This is a genomic window from Actinocrispum wychmicini, assembly GCF_004345645.1.
GTDB classification, from domain to species: domain Bacteria; phylum Actinomycetota; class Actinomycetes; order Mycobacteriales; family Pseudonocardiaceae; genus Kibdelosporangium; species Kibdelosporangium wychmicini.
Map to the genome: position 1 here is coordinate 199,677 of NZ_SLWS01000007.1, position 14,358 is coordinate 214,034.

The following is a 14,358-nucleotide window of genomic DNA, read 5'->3' on the forward strand; positions in this document are numbered from 1 at the left end:
TGGCTCCTCATGTTCACGTGGCGTGCGCCCGGTCCGGGATCGGCACGTCACGCATCTTCCGAAGGGGCGAGAACACCACGAACAACGACGCGCTCCACATCCCGAGCACGCACACCCACAGCGCGGTGCGCAACCCCGCCCCGGTGGCCAGTGCGCCACCGAACAAGGAGCCCAAAGGCACCACACCGTAGGCGATCCACAGATACACCGAGCTCACCCGGCTGAGCAGTTCGGGCGGGCAGACCATCTGCCGATAGGACAGGGAGGCGGTGTTGAAGAGGGTGGAGTTCGCCGACATCGCGGCCAGGCCGACGCCGTACATCGCCAGGCCCCAGCCGGAGGTCGCCAGCGGCATCAGGAAGTACAGCGGGCCGGGCAGCAGCATCGACATCCAGATGATCCGCGCGGTGCCCACCCGGACGGCGATCCGGTGCGCGAACACCCCGGCCAGTACACCGCCCACCGCGCCGGCGGTGAACACCAGGCCGATGGCCGACTCGGACCCGTGCAGTTCGCGGGCCATGAAGGTGACCTGGATGGACACCGAGGCCATCACGAAGAAGTTGCACACACTGGTGCACAGCAACAGCTTCCGCAGGATCGGCTCGCGACGCACGAACGTGAGCCCCTCCCCCATGGCGGCCTTGAACGACACCCGCGTCGAGCCGGTCGACTCCGACTTGGGCACCTTGATCAGCCACAGGGTGGTCGCGCTCAGCACCAGCGCCAACGCGTTGGCGTACAGCGCACGCGCGGCGCCGATCAGCCCCGCCAACGCGCCGCCGATCGCTGGGCCGGACAGTTCGGCCAGCCGCTCCGAGACACCGAGCTTGCCGTTGCCGTCCACCAGTTGCGCCCTGCTGACCAACTTCGGCAGCTGGCTGCGGTAGGCGACGGTGAACAGCACGGTCAGCACGCCGGACAGGCTGATCACCGCGTACAGGTAGCCCAGGCTGAGCCCATCCAGGAGGGTGACCGCCGGGATGGACAGCATCAGCAGCATCCGGCAGAGATCGCAGGCGATCATCAGGCGGCGCTGGTCGACGCGGTCCGCGATGACCCCGGCGGGCAGCGAGAACAGCAGGTACGGCAGCCAGCCGAGGAAAGTCAGCAGCGACACCTGGAACGCGGTCGCGTTCAGAGCCTCCAGCGCCAGCAACGGCATGGCTATCAGCGCGACCTGCGGGCCAAGCGTGCCCGCGCCCTGGCCCAACCACAACAGCACGAAATTGCGGTTTCGCCAGAGTGAATCATTCGGTCGTACTGTGGCACCACGCGGCGATGCCGACTGCGTCACTGGACTACTCTCCCCACTTCGTCAACCGGACGCTCACCACGCCCGACGGTCCACCTTGCCAGCACCCCCGGTGCCCGTCCACCGGAAGGTGCGAACTGCTGAAGAAATGCCGATCCGGTGCCGGTTCCCGCCGGCACCGGCCAAACTTCCCAATAGCTGCTGCCTTTTCTGCCGCACGCCGAGCCGGCGGCGTACTTCACTGTGCGCCGGGTCAACAGAAACGCGATTCCTACGAGAGCTGGTGCGACAGTGAAATCCTGGTCTTTGCCCTTCGTCACCGGTGTGGCCGTGCAGCGCTACCTCGGTGCGGAGGAAGGACTCGCGGCGGCGCGGGACGAGGCGTGCAGCCACTGGTACGTGGACGCGAGCCACCTGCCCGACATGCCCGCGAACTGGTCGCCCCAACGGCGGGCCGACCTGGTCGCCGACGCCACCGGGCGCGGCCTGTCCCCCGTCCTGCACGGCAACTTCCGCGCCCCGCTGGCGTCCGAGATCCCCGAGGTGCACGCCGCCGCCCTGGCGTACGTGCGGACCGAGATCGACCTCGCCGCCGACATCAGGGCCACGGCCCTGATCATCCACGGCGGCGCGTTCGTCGAACCCCGGCCCACCAAGGCGCACCGCGACGCCGCCCTCGACCGGTTCCTCACACTGCTGGCCACCGTGGTGCGCGAGGCGGCCGACAAGGGTGTCACGATCTGGTTGGAGAACCTGTCCTTCTACCCCAAGTACCGCCCGTTCTCCTACGTGTTCACCCGCGAGGCCGACTTCGCGGTCGCCCTGGACCGGATCCCGGACGTCAAGTTCATCCTGGACGTCGGGCACGCCAACGTGAACCAGCCGGCCTCGGTGCCGATCTTCGAGAACTTCGCCCCGTCGATCGCCGCGCTTTCGTTGAGCAACAACAGCGGCGACCAGGACGCGCACCTGGCGTTGCCGGAAGGCACGTTGGAGGTGACCCGGATCACCGAGGTGATTCGCTCGACGGAGTGGCAGGGTCTCATCGCGTTCGAGACCCGCAACGACAGCGTCCAGTCCGGCCTGGAGTACCTGGACAAGCTCTGGCAGCAGTCCGCGCCGGCCAACGCCTGAGGACGCGTTGTGTCCCGGCGGCCCGGCACCCTCGGGACACAACACCACCATCACGCCACGGCTTCCGCGGTCCGGCGCAGGTACGCCCGAACGATGTTGAGCACGGTGAACCGGACCAGGTCGTCGTCCGAGGTCACCTGCGCGATCAGGCCGTGTCCCAACAGCGAGTGCACGGAACGGGCCACGTCGGCCCACGACATCCCGGTGCGGAGCACCACGTCCCGCACCGTCCACGGGTCCCGCCAGTGCGACAGCCCGGTCAGCAGGTCGCGGGCGGCGGGCGGCTGCGCCACGACGGCCTGCGGGACACTCGTGTCCGCGTCGACGTCGCTGCCGGGCGGTGTGGCCAGCAGCTGTGGGTCGGTCCGGGCCATCCGCACCAGTTCGTCGGTGGAGAGGATGGTGAACCACGCGGCGGCCGCCTCCAGGGCGCGGGGCAGGCCGTCGAGCTGCCGGCAGATCTCGGCGAACGCGCCCAGCGTCGGCGGGTCGGCCACGAAACCCAGCTGTAGATCGGCGACCAGGTCCAGCAGCAGCGCCACGGCGGGTGCGTCACCGGCACAGAACGGCTCGGTGACCGGCAACGGGCGCAGCGCCAGGTGGTAGTCGCTGGACTCGACGCGTGGGGTCCGCGTGGTCTCCAGGATGCGCAGGTTGGGGCACTCGCGCACGAGTGACCTCATGGTGGCGACCGACACCTGGTCGGTGTCGTTGCCGTCCAGCACGACCAGCACCGACCGGTCACCGATCGACGAGGCCAAGCCGTCGACCACGCTGTTGTCGGAGTCCTGCCGGACCGCCACCCACAGCACGGACGGGGTTTCGCACGCCTCCAGGGCCTGCGCCACCGCCATCGCGACGCGCGTCTTGCCGACACCGGCGAACCCGGTCACGGCGATCAACTGTTCGTGCTCGCCAAGGACGTGCTTCAGCACGGCCGCGACTTCCTGCTCCCGACCTCGCAGCGGCTGGGAGGAGGAGGGCGCGCGCAGCGCGTCGGTCTCCAGGAGCGCACCGCCGGGTTCCGCGCCGGTCGCGCGGTCGAACTCGACGCGCTCCTGGGCGTTCAGCCGCAGCGCGTCGGACAGCAGCCGAACGGTGTCCCGGCGGGGCGCGCCGACCTGGCCCTGTTCGAGGTTGCGGATCGCCCGGACGCTCACCGTCGACAGGCCGGACAGCTCGGCCTGGGTGAGCCGCCGGCGTTTTCGGTACTTGAGCAGCAACCTGCCGAAGTCGACCGCGTCGGTGTCGAAGCTCGCGCGGTGATCGGCCGTTGACACATGTGTGCCACGCGGGTGCATCGAGTTCCCCCAGCTTTCTCGTTGCCTTCGATCCAGGCGGAACCGGTGCTCACCCCCGAGCTCATCCGCCTGGGCGTTCTCTGTAACCGTATCGTCGCTCTCCGTCGAAGGAAAGGGGTTTCTCGTCGTTCAACCGTTCGATAGGCTCGCGGCCAGCCCGTTAGGTGTCGGATGCCGGTAGAGGTCACGCAGGGCGATCGAACCGAAGCCGGCCCTGCGCAGGGTGGCGAGCAGCCGCACCGCCAGCAGCGAGTTCCCGCCGAGGTCGAAGAAGTGGTCGTCCGGGCCGACGTGCGGCCCGATCACCGACCGCCACACGGAAAGCATGCCGTCCACCGGCCCCGGTTCGTCCACTGTGGAGGGTATGGTGACGGCCGGCAGCGCGGCCCGGTCGAGCTTGCCGTTCAGCGTCAGTGGAAGGGCGGGCAGCTCGACGAGCTCAGCCGGGACCATGTAGTCCGGCAGCACCATCCCGGCACGGCGCCGTACGTCCGCCGCCGTGCCGCCGGACGGAACGACCACGTACGCCACCAAGCGCGCGTACTCCGGGCCTGCCTCCTGCCCGGCCACGACCACCGCCGCGTCGACCGCGCCCGCGTCGAGCAGCGCCGCGCGGATCTCGCCCAACTCGATCCGGAAACCTCGGATCTTCACCTGGTCGTCCAGGCGGCCGGCGTGGTCGAGGCTGCCGTCCATGCGCAGTCGCCCGAGGTCGCCGCTGCGGTACTGCCGCTCACCGGTATACGGGTCCAACACGAACCGTTCGGCGGTCAGTTCTGGCCGGTTGAGGTAGTGCGTGGCCAGCCCCGCGCCGCCGACCCAGATCTCCCCCACCGCGCCGGGTGGCTGCGGCCGGCCCCGACTGTCCCGAATGGACACCGTCCACCCGGGGATGGCCTGCCCGACGCAGTACCGGCGCGTGCGCAGGTCGCGTAGCCGCACTTCCTGTGCGGTGACGTGGACGGTGGTTTCGGTGATGCCGTACATGTTGACCAGGCGGCTCTCCGGGTGCCGACGCAGCCAGCCAACCGCCGGACGCGGGTCAAAGGCCTCACCACCGAACACGATCAGCCGTGGCGCGCCCGCGTTTGCCCGCGCGTCCGCCTCCACCAGCCCCGCGAAGGCCGACGGGGTCTGGCTGAGCACGGTGACACCCTCGCGCCCGAGCAGTGCGTGGAACTCCTCCGGCGACCGGGTCACCAGATACGGCACGAGCACCAGCCGGCCGCCGGTGACCAGGCAGCCCCAGATCTCCCACACCGAGAAGTCAAACGCCACCGAGTGGAAGCACGACCACACGTCCTCGGTGGACAGTGACATGTCGTCGACGGTCGCGGCGAGCAACGCCAACACGTTCCGGTGCGGCACCACCACCCCCTTGGGCCGACCGGTGGTACCCGAGGTGTAGATGACGTAGGCCGGCGCGTCCGGCCGCGCCCTGGGCAGGCCCGTGGTCGAGGTCGACGCGGTGAGTTCGGCCGGCCGGACCGCACCCTCGGTGGGGAACCCGGACACGCTGGTCACCACCGCGACCAGGCCGGCGTCCTCGGCGATGAACCGCAACCGCTCGTCGGGTGACTGTGGGTCCATCGGGACGTACGCGGCGCCTGTCTTGAGCACCGCCAGCATCGCCACCACGAGGTCGGTCATGCGTTTGAGGCACACCCCGACGAACCGACCCGGCCCCGCACCTCGATCCACCAACGCCCGCGCCCACGCGGTGGCGCGCGCCTCCAGCTCGGCATAGGTCAGACTTGACCGGTCGTCACTGACCGCCACCGAATCGGGGTGCGTCGCCGCGAACTTGGCAACGGCATCGTGGATGGTCAACGTCGGCGCGGGCGGCACGGAAGTGCGCCCGAGGTCGACCACGGCCGCCGCGGCAGCCGTGTCCATCAGCTCCAAGTCGCCCACGACAGCGTCCGGGCAGGCGTCGGCGAGCTGGGCGGCCACGTACGCAGTCGCGCGGGCGAAGTCGTGGGCCACGACGGCGTGCACGGCCGACCGAGCGTGTTCGAGCCCGGCGAACGCGAACACGTCCGCGTCTCCGTGCCATGAGAGCACCAAGGGGAACCCGTCGGTAGGCAGCGGGATGTAGTCGGCGTCCCCGGTGAGCACCACCCACACCGCCGGAGACTCGCCGTCCGGCGCGCCCGGCGCCGACCGCACCGACGCCCGCAAGTCCGCGACCGGCTGGTCCTCATGCGCGGTCAACTCCACCACACGCACCCCGGCCTCGGTCACCGCCGCGACCCGTACCAGGGCATCACGCTGGTAGCGGTACAGCACCACCGCTGTCGCGGCCAGCACGACGTCGGCGGCGAAGTCCCCCTTGGGCGACGTGTCGTCCGGCGGAACCGGTTCGTCGTCCAACAGTCCCCACGGTGGCGCGAGCGCGGCCGTCAGACGAACACCGCCCACCGGAGGCGGCTCAAGGAGCAGGTCTTCGCGTGTGGTCAGCGCACGGGCCAAGCCTCGCAGCCCGGCGTGGTCGAGCGCGCTTCGCCGGGCGGACACCACGAGGTCTGCCGCGCCGTCCGTGTAGCGGGTCAGGACCACCCGGGGCCCAGGGTCGTCGGGGTTCAGCGGGCGACGTGCCTCTCGCCAGCGCAGCCGCTCGGCGTGCTCCGAGCCGGACCGGAACCCGGCGTCCTCCACCCAGAACCCCCGCCGCGCCGCCTCCGCCCGTGCGACGGCGACGAGCGAGGGATCGGAAAGCCGCAGCAGGATGGCGTGGGTGGTGTCGTCGTCGAACCCGCCCGCGGATCGGTGTGTCATCGTGCGGTGAACCCCCCGTCAACCGTGATGGTCGTGCCCGTCACCTGCTGGGCGTCGTCGCTGGCCAGCCAGACCGCGCCGCCGGCGATGTCGTCCGGTTCGAGCAGGGCGTTCATCGGCTGGGCGGTGACGAAGTCCCGCTCGTAGTCGTCGGCGTCCACGTCGAGGCTGCGCGCGATCTCAGCCAGCATCCGGCTCTCGGCCTCGGGGACGTCGCGGACCGAGCCGGGGCACAGCGCGTTGACCCGGACCCGCATGGGGGCCAGGTCCAGCGCGGCGGCCTTGGTCAGCCCGACAAGGGCGTGCTTGGCCGCCACGTAAGCCGCGAAGTGCCGGTACCCGACGAGACCGGCCGTGGACGCCACGTTGATGACACTGCCGCCGCGCTGGCGCACCATCCCCGGCACGACCGCCCGGATCATCCGCCACGCGCCGGACAGGTCGACGTCGATCATCAGGTGCCACTCGTCGTCGGCGATGTCCTGCACGGGTTTCCCGGCGGGCGCGGCGATCCCCGCGTTGTTCACCAGCACGTCGATCCGCCCGAACCGGTGCAACGCCGTGTCGACGGCGGCGGTGACCGAGGCGGTGTCGCGCACGTCCGCGAGGACGTTCAACGCCACCGCCCCGGCCCGGCGGCACAGGTCCGCTGTGTGTTCCAGCTGCGACCGGGTGGCCAGCGGGTACGGCACGCCGTCGATGTCGGCGCCGGTGTCCAGCAGCACCAGATCCGCGCCCTCGCGTGCGAACCGCACCGCGCAGGTACGGCCGATGCCGCGACCGGCCCCGGTGACGATCACGGTCTTGCCTACCAGTCGCACGTCAGCGCACCTCGTCCAGCGTCGCCGCGCGCACTACGTCCAGACAACTCGCGGCCGACTCGGTGAGGTACATGTGCCCGCCGGGCATCTCGACGTAGTCGAACCCACCGGTCGTCGCGTCCGCCCACCGCCGGGCGTCCTGTTCGGACACCAGGGTGTCGTCCGCGCCGCGCAGGCACGTGACGGGCGCTTCGATCGGTTCGTCGGACAACGGCCGGTACGACTCGTGCATGGCCACGTCCGCGCGCAACGTGGGCAGCACCAACGCGCGGAACTCCGGGTCGTCGAACGCGGGGTGGCGGTAGCCCGCCAGTTCCTCCACCCGCGCCACGAACTCGGCGTCGTCCAGCCCGTCGGAGCGCTTCACGCGGCCGTGCCAGGGCCCTGGCGAGCCGCTGACGAACACGTGCGCCACCGGTAGCTCCGTGCGTTCCTCCAGTGCCCGCGCCAGCTCGTACGCCAGCACGGCGCCGAGGCTGTGGCCGAACACGGCGATGCCAGCCGAACCAGCGGCGGCCGTGACAGCCTCGGGCAGCAAGGAGCGCACCGCGACGGCCACGTCCCGGTGTGGTTGCTCGTCGGTACGGTCCTCGCGCCCCGGCAGTTGCATGGGCGCCAGCCGCAGGCCCTCGGGGGCCACCTGCCGCCACGCCCAGAAGAAGCCGGCGCCGGCGCCGGCGTGCGGCATGCACAGGACGGTGATCGGTACTGTGGTCATGCGATCCTGCTCCGGTCAGGGGCGTACGACGGCGGGTGGCCACTGGAGTGGTTCGTCCACTCGGGACACGAGGGGGATGTCGCGGATGTCGTCGTGGTTGAGCACCCACATCAGGAACCGCTCGAAACCCATGCCGAACCCGGAGGTCCGCATCGGCGCCTCCTCACGAAGCCGCACGTACCACTCGTACTCGTCCTCACGGACGTTGTGCATGGCCATCGACTTGCGCAGGCCGTCCGGGGTGGCGTGCCGTTCGCCGGACCCCACGACCTCGCCGACGCCGAAGAACAGGTCCGCGCACAACGCTGTCCGCTCGTCGTCGCCGAAGGCCTGGTAGAAGGGCACGGAAAGGCTGTCGTGGTGGGTCATCCAGACGAACTCGTCCACTCTGGACATCAGCAGCCGCTCGCCCTTGCGGGTCAGCGTCCGCCAGTCACCCTCGTCGCGGACACAGCCGTCGACGTCCCCGACCAGGCGCACCGCCTCATCGAGGGTGACCCGCTCGAACGGCGCGGCCCGGGCGGCCATCCGTTCGATGTGGGACACGTCGCCCCTGGCCTTGCCCAGCCGGTCACCGTGGTCGTCCAGCAGCGCCTGGGCCAACGCCTTGACGTAGCCGTCGACGTAGCGGACCAGGTCGTCCAGGCCGCCGGGGAGCTCGACCTCGCTGTGCGTGAACTGGTTGAGGTGCGACCGGTCGGGGGTCTCGCCCCGGAACGACGGCAGGACGCTGTAACTGCCGCCGGGCGCGAGCCGGATGGCGTACTCCAGCAGGAACTGCATGGAGTCCGGCAGGTAGGTGTCGACGCCGACGACGTGGACGCTGACCGCTTCCGAGTCACTGCCCAGCGCCGTCGGGCAGGTGATGGTGCGGGTGGTCAGCGGCAGCCACATGCTCTTGAGCCCCTGTGAGCGGGCGTACTGCACTGTCGTCCACTGGAGCGTTTCCTGCAGGTCTGCGATCAGTGCGTACCACGGGGAGCGCAGCGCGGTGACGAACGCGCCAGGCTCGTTGCTGGCGTACGTGGCGGGAGCGAGGACAGTCGGCTGGGACATCGCGTTACGGCTTCCTCTCCGGAAGGGGTGGGATGTTCTGGTTGCCTGCCAGTTGGTTGGCCGGGTCGTACCGGCTCTTGAGGACAGCGAGCCGCTCGTAGCGACCCGCGCCGTACACCTCGGCCACCTTGCCCGGCTGCTCGTCCTGGAGGTAGTTCACGTAGGCGCCGCCGTAGTGCCACTCGGCCAGGCGTTCGACGCCGCGTCGGCTCCAGGCCGCGTTCTCGGAGTCCCGCGCGGGGTCGGTCCACTGGGCGGAGACTGTGCACATATAGGGGGCGTCGCGGCGGGGGAACGCGGAGTCGGCGTCAGGCACGTCGGTGATCGCCCCGCCAAGGAACTCGAAGTCGATGGCCGACAGTGGCGACGGCATCTCCGTCGCGCACTCCACCAGCCGCGCGTCCGGCCCACCGGACAGGCGGGTCAGGTAGCAAGACTTGGTGTAGTACCGGTTGCCATGCGGCTCGCTGTGGTCGCCGAGCGCCTGGAGTTCGGCGAACGGCAGCACCCGGGCGGAGTTGCCCGCCGCGTCGACGAACAGCGGCGTGGTCCGCGCGGGGCCGTCGGCGGGGTCGCCGAACCAGGCCGCGGTGAGGAACATGGCGGGCGTGCCGCGCAGGGCGGCCGGGATCCAGTCTTGACGTCCGGCATGCTTGAACGCGCCCACGGTGTGCAGGTCACGGCTCTGCGCCTCGGCGAAGTCGCGGTAGGCGGCCAGTGCGGCCACGGCGTCATCCGGCGCGAACACACCTGTGTGCAGGTGCACCGCGCTTACTTCGCGCAGGCGCAGCGTGAACCGGGTGACGACGCCGAGGTTGCCACCGCCGCCGCGCAGGCCCCACAGCAGGTCAGCGCTGGCTTCCACGATGGTCCCATCCGCCAGCACGACCTCGGCGGCCAGCAGGTGGTCACAGGTCAAGCCCCACTTGCGGTGCAGCCAGCCGTAGCCGCCGCCCAGCGCGAGGCCGCCAAGGCCGGTGTGCGAGACGACGCCGGACGGGCACACCAGGCCGTGCGCGAGGGTTGCGGCGTCCAGGTCACGCAGCAGGCAGCCGCCCTGGGCGTGCGCGACGCCGGCGTTCGGGTCTACCCGAACCTCGCGCATCAGCGAAAGGTCGACCATGACGGCGTCGTCGGCGACAGCTGTGCCTGCGACGTTGTGCCCGCCGCCGCGCACGGTGACCGCACGTCCCGTCGTACGGGCGTGGCGCAGGGCGGCGCTCACGTCCTCGGCGGTGGCGCACCGGGCGATGAGGGATGGCTTGCGGTCGTGCATGCTGTTCCACACCGCGCGTGCCTCGTCGTACTCAGGGTCGCCCGGTTCCACCAACCGGCCAGCGAACTCCGCGCGCAAGCGCGACAGTTTGGTCATGCCGTCTCATCGCCTCTCGGTCAGTTCGGCCGTGATGACGGCGGCGATGCGGGCGCGGAACTCCGCGTCCATCGCCTCCTCGTGCCGGCACGGCAGGTCGTGGATCACCAGCTCGTCCACATAGGACTCCCACGCGGACGGCTCGGGCCGGTTCGGGCCCCGGCTGTGTGTCGCGGCGAAGTAGAGGACCCGGCCGCGCACCGGCGCGGGGCGGTGGCCTGCGACCAGGCGGCTGCTGTTGACGCCCACCGCGACCAGTCGCCGGAACGTCGCGGCGTCCAAGCCCAGCACCTCGCGCGCCGCCCGGCGCAGGCCCGGCAGCGCGGCGGGCAGGTCGTCGGGGACGCTTGCCACCGGCACCAGGGACGACAACAGGCTGAACTCGTCCCACTGCTCGGGCGTCACCCCCGGCGGGTACGGCCACACCTCGCCGGGGAACGAGTCCACCAGGGCAAGCAGCGCGACCTTGTCACCGGCGGCCTGGAGCCGCTCGGCCAGCGCGTGGGCGATGTTGCCGCCCAGCGACCAGCCCAGCAGCCGGTACGGCCCGGCGGGCCGCACCCGGCGGATCTCGGTGAGCACCCGGTCCAGCATCCGGTCGACGTCGGCGGGGATCTCCTCGCCCGCGCCCAGGCCGGGCGCTTGCAGGCCGTACAGCGCGGTGCCCGCGGGCAAGTGCGGGAGGAGCCCCGCGTAGCTCCAGGCCAACCCGGTCGCCGGGTGCACGCAGAACAGCGGCTCGCCATGACCACCGAGCGACAGCAGCACGTCGCTGCTGGTCCCGGAACCGCTGTCGATGGCGGACAGGATGCCCGCGACGGTGGGCGTGTCGAACAGCGTACGAATGGTGATCTCGAGGCCCAACAGCGCGCGAGCGCGGCTCAGCAGCCGCATAGCCAGCATCGAATGCCCACCCAGCTCGAAGAAGCTGTCCGCCACGCCTACCTCTGGCACGCCCAGCACCTCGGCGAACAGCGCGCACAGTAGCGCCTCGTGCGGGGTGCGTGGGGCCTGCCCACTGGTCGCCGGGATCTCCGGCGCGGGCAGCGCCTTGCGGTCCAGCTTGCCGTTGGGGGTGACCGGCAGTTCGTCCAGCCGCACGAAGAAAGCGGGCACCATGTACTCCGGCAGCGCCTCCGCGACACCGCGCCGAACCGCCGTGACGTCCAGCTCCGCACCCTCGGCGGGCACGACGTAGGCGACCAGCACCCTGTTGCCCGGTTGGTCCTCCCGGGGCAGTACGAACGCCTGTCGTACCGCTGGGTCGCGCTCAACGGCCGCACGCACCTCGCCCGGCTCGATCCGGAAGCCGCGGATCTTCACCTGATGGTCCGCCCGACCGATGAACTCCAGCTCGCCCAAGCTGTTCCAGCGCACCAGGTCGCCGGTGCGGTACATCCGCTCCCCCGGCTCGCCGAGGGGATTGGCCACGAACCGCTGCGCCGTCACGTCCGGGCGGCCCGCGTAACCTCGGGCCAGACCGACGCCGCCGACGTACAGCTCCCCCACAACCCCCACGGGCACCAACTGGAGATAGTCGTCCAGCACGTAGGCCTTGGTGTTGCGCAGCAACCTGCCGATCGGGGCACGGGTACGCCGGAAGTCGTCGGCCGCGTCGATGAACGAGATGGACACGTCGTCCGAGCACTCGGCCGGACCGTAGACGTTGACCAGCGGGACGTCCGGGTGCCGGGCGAACCACCGGTCCACCAGGTCCGGCGGCAGTTCCTCGCCGTGCACCAGCATCCAGCGCAGGCTCTTGAACAGGGCGACCGAGCCGTCGTCCACATCCCACATGTCCAGCACCGCGCGCAGCACCTGCGGCACGATCTGGAGCACGGTGACGCCCTCGGCGTCCACGCAGCCGGCCAACGCGAGCGGGTCGCGGGTGGTGTCGTCGTCCAGCACGTGCACCCGACCGCCCGCGACTGGCATGGTCAGCGCCTGCCACACCGACACGTCGAACGTCAGCGGTGCGTTGAACGCCATGGTGTCCTGTTCGGTCAGCCCGTACAGGTCGATCACCGCGAGCAGGTGGTTGGACAGCCCTCGGTGCGGGATCAGCACGCCCTTGGGGCGACCGGTCGAGCCGGACGTGAACACCGCGTACGCCAACGACTCCATGCCGATCGCGGGCTCCGGCACGGTGCGGCCGCCGGTCAGGTCCACCACCGGGACGTCGGTCGTCACCGGCTCCACGTCGGGCGAGACGACCAGGTACCCGGCCCCACTGTCGGCGAGCATGTGCCGGATCCGCTCGGCGGGCAGCGTACGGTCCAGGGCCAGGTAGCCGCTGCCGGCGCCGAGCACGCCGAACGCGGTGGCGACGAACCAGGCGCTTCGGTCGGCGTGGATCGCGGTCAGGTCGTCCGGACCGGCTCCGGCCGCCGCCAGCGCACCGGCCACCCGATCGATCGCCTCGGCCAGCTCGCGGTAGGTGTAGCGGATCCTCCCGTCGGACACGGCGACGGCGTCCGGCCGAAGCGCGGCCCAGCGCCGCACTTCGGCCGCCGGGTCCACCAGCACTTCCCGTTTGACGGGGCCGTTCCACGTCACCAGCAGCCGGTCCCGCTCCTCGGTCGAGAGGATCGGGATGTCCCGGATGCGACACGTTGGGTCTTCGGCGACCGAGGTGACCAGTCGCAGCAACCGTTCGGCCAACTCGCGGACGGTCTGCTCGTCGAACAGGTCGGTGGCGTACTCGAACGCCAGTCCAACCCCGGCGGGCGTGCCGTCGGCGTGGGAGCGGATCTCGAAGTCCACGGACAGGTCGAACTTGGCGGTGTCGGTGGTCTGCCGCAGCACGGTGGTACGGATTCCGGCCAGCCGCAGGCCGTCGCCCTGCCGCGTCTCGTTGGCCGCGATCATCACCTGGAACAGCGGGTGCCGCGCCGCCGACCGGTCCGGGTTGAGCACCTCCACCAGTCGTTCGAACGGGATGTCCTGGTGCGCGTATGCATCCAGGTCGGCGGCGCGCACCCGGCGCAGCAGTTCCTCGAAGGTTGGGTTGCCCGACGTGTCGGCGCGCAGCACGACGGTGTTGACGAAGAACCCCACCAGGTCGTTGAGGGCGTCGTCGGCGCGGCCTGCGACCGGGACGCCAAACGGTACGTCCTCGCCCGCGCCGCACCGGGTGAGCAGCATCGCGACCGCGGCCTGGAGCGCCATGAACAGCGTGCACCCGGTGCGCCGGGCCAGGTCAGCGAGCTGGGCGTGCAGTTCCGGGGAGAGTTCCGCGTCCAGCACCGCGCCCCGATGGCTCGCCGTGGGCGGACGGGTCCGGTCGAACGGCAGCGCCAGTTCGTCGGGCAGGCCGGCCAGCGTGTCGCGCCAGAACCGGATCTGCCGCCCGGCGAGGCTGTCCGGGCCGTCGTCGAGCAGTTCCCGTTGCCACAACGTGTAGTCCGAGTACTGTACCGGTAGCGGCGGCCACGCCGGTTCACGACCGTCGAGCCGGGCCGCGTAGGCCTCGCCGAGATCGCGCAACAGCAGGGCCACCGACCACCCGTCGCACACCACGTGGTGCAGTACCAACGCCAGCACGTGCGCGTCGGTGCCCAGCCGCAGCAGCTGGGCGCGGATCGGCAGGTCCGCTTCCAGGTCGAACGGCCGCCGCGCCACCTCGTGCAGCGCAACGTCCAGCCGGTCCAGCGGAGTGTCCACAACGGTCAGCACCAGCCCGGCGGCGTCCGCTACCGGGACTACCCGCTGGAACGGTGTGCCGTCGCTCTCGCCGAGCACCACCCGCAGGCTCTCGTGCCGGGCGACGACGTCGTCCACCGCCGCCCCCAGCGCAGGCACGTCGAGGAGGCCGTCCAGCCGCAGGAACAGCGGGACGTTGTAGGTGGCACTGGGCCCCTCCACCCGGTGGATGAACCACAGCCGCTGCTGCGCGTACGACAGCGGAAACACACACTCACCCC

9 protein-coding genes are annotated in these 14,358 nt (G+C 70.8%); 1 reads left to right on the forward strand and 8 read right to left on the reverse strand.

The window, feature by feature from the left end; translation table 11 throughout:
• Nucleotides 1–13 precede the first annotated feature (13 nt).
• Entirely contained in the window at nucleotides 14–1,297 is a 1,284-nt protein-coding gene (locus EV192_RS31220; RefSeq protein WP_132121803.1) for an MFS transporter, read from the reverse strand.
• Nucleotides 1,298–1,546: 249 nt separating this feature from the next.
• Between EV192_RS31220 and EV192_RS31225 the strand changes: the two genes are divergently transcribed.
• Nucleotides 1,547–2,389 (forward strand): sugar phosphate isomerase/epimerase family protein, encoded by an 843-nt coding sequence (locus EV192_RS31225; RefSeq protein WP_132121805.1) that lies wholly within the window; start codon nucleotides 1,547–1,549, stop codon nucleotides 2,387–2,389.
• Between the two features lie 50 nt (nucleotides 2,390–2,439).
• Here the strand turns inward: EV192_RS31225 and EV192_RS31230 are convergent, their stop codons facing one another.
• The 7 genes from EV192_RS31230 to EV192_RS31260 form a co-directional block, all read right to left on the reverse strand.
• Nucleotides 2,440–3,669 (reverse strand): winged helix-turn-helix domain-containing protein, encoded by a 1,230-nt coding sequence (locus tag EV192_RS31230; protein ID WP_165960703.1) that lies wholly within the window; start codon nucleotides 3,667–3,669, stop codon nucleotides 2,440–2,442.
• Between the two features lie 150 nt (nucleotides 3,670–3,819).
• A complete protein-coding gene (locus tag EV192_RS31235) occupies nucleotides 3,820–6,468 on the reverse strand; it encodes a non-ribosomal peptide synthetase (RefSeq protein WP_132121809.1) in 2,649 nt (882 codons plus the stop codon).
• The gene (locus EV192_RS31240; RefSeq protein ID WP_132121811.1) at nucleotides 6,465–7,289 is read right to left on the reverse strand and encodes an SDR family oxidoreductase; all 825 of its coding nucleotides are present in this window, start codon (nucleotides 7,287–7,289) and stop codon (nucleotides 6,465–6,467) included. Before EV192_RS31240 ends, EV192_RS31235 begins: the two co-directional genes overlap by 4 nt.
• Nucleotide 7,290: 1 nt before the next feature.
• A complete protein-coding gene (locus EV192_RS31245) occupies nucleotides 7,291–8,007 on the reverse strand; it encodes a thioesterase II family protein (RefSeq protein WP_132121813.1) in 717 nt (238 codons plus the stop codon).
• A gap of 15 nt (nucleotides 8,008–8,022) precedes the next feature.
• Nucleotides 8,023–9,063, reverse strand: coding sequence for an amino acid--tRNA ligase-related protein (locus tag EV192_RS31250; protein ID WP_207926309.1), 1,041 nt, complete (start codon nucleotides 9,061–9,063; stop codon nucleotides 8,023–8,025).
• A 4-nt stretch (nucleotides 9,064–9,067) separates the two neighbouring features.
• Complete coding sequence (locus EV192_RS31255; RefSeq protein WP_243727198.1) at nucleotides 9,068–10,435, reverse strand: FAD-binding oxidoreductase; 1,368 nt, start codon at nucleotides 10,433–10,435, stop codon at nucleotides 9,068–9,070.
• Between the two features lie 6 nt (nucleotides 10,436–10,441).
• Complete coding sequence (locus tag EV192_RS31260; protein ID WP_165960704.1) at nucleotides 10,442–14,347, reverse strand: non-ribosomal peptide synthetase; 3,906 nt, start codon at nucleotides 14,345–14,347, stop codon at nucleotides 10,442–10,444.
• Nucleotides 14,348–14,358 lie beyond the last annotated feature (11 nt).

Coding starts and splice junctions, on each gene's coding strand:
- EV192_RS31245 (WP_132121813.1), bottom strand. CDS start 8,007: ATGACCACAGTACCGATCACCGTCCTGTGCATGCCGCACGCCGGCGCC.
- EV192_RS31235 (WP_132121809.1), bottom strand. CDS start 6,468: ATGACACACCGATCCGCGGGCGGGTTCGACGACGACACCACCCACGCC.
- EV192_RS31255 (WP_243727198.1), bottom strand. CDS start 10,435: ATGACCAAACTGTCGCGCTTGCGCGCGGAGTTCGCTGGCCGGTTGGTG.
- EV192_RS31250 (WP_207926309.1), bottom strand. CDS start 9,063: ATGTCCCAGCCGACTGTCCTCGCTCCCGCCACGTACGCCAGCAACGAG.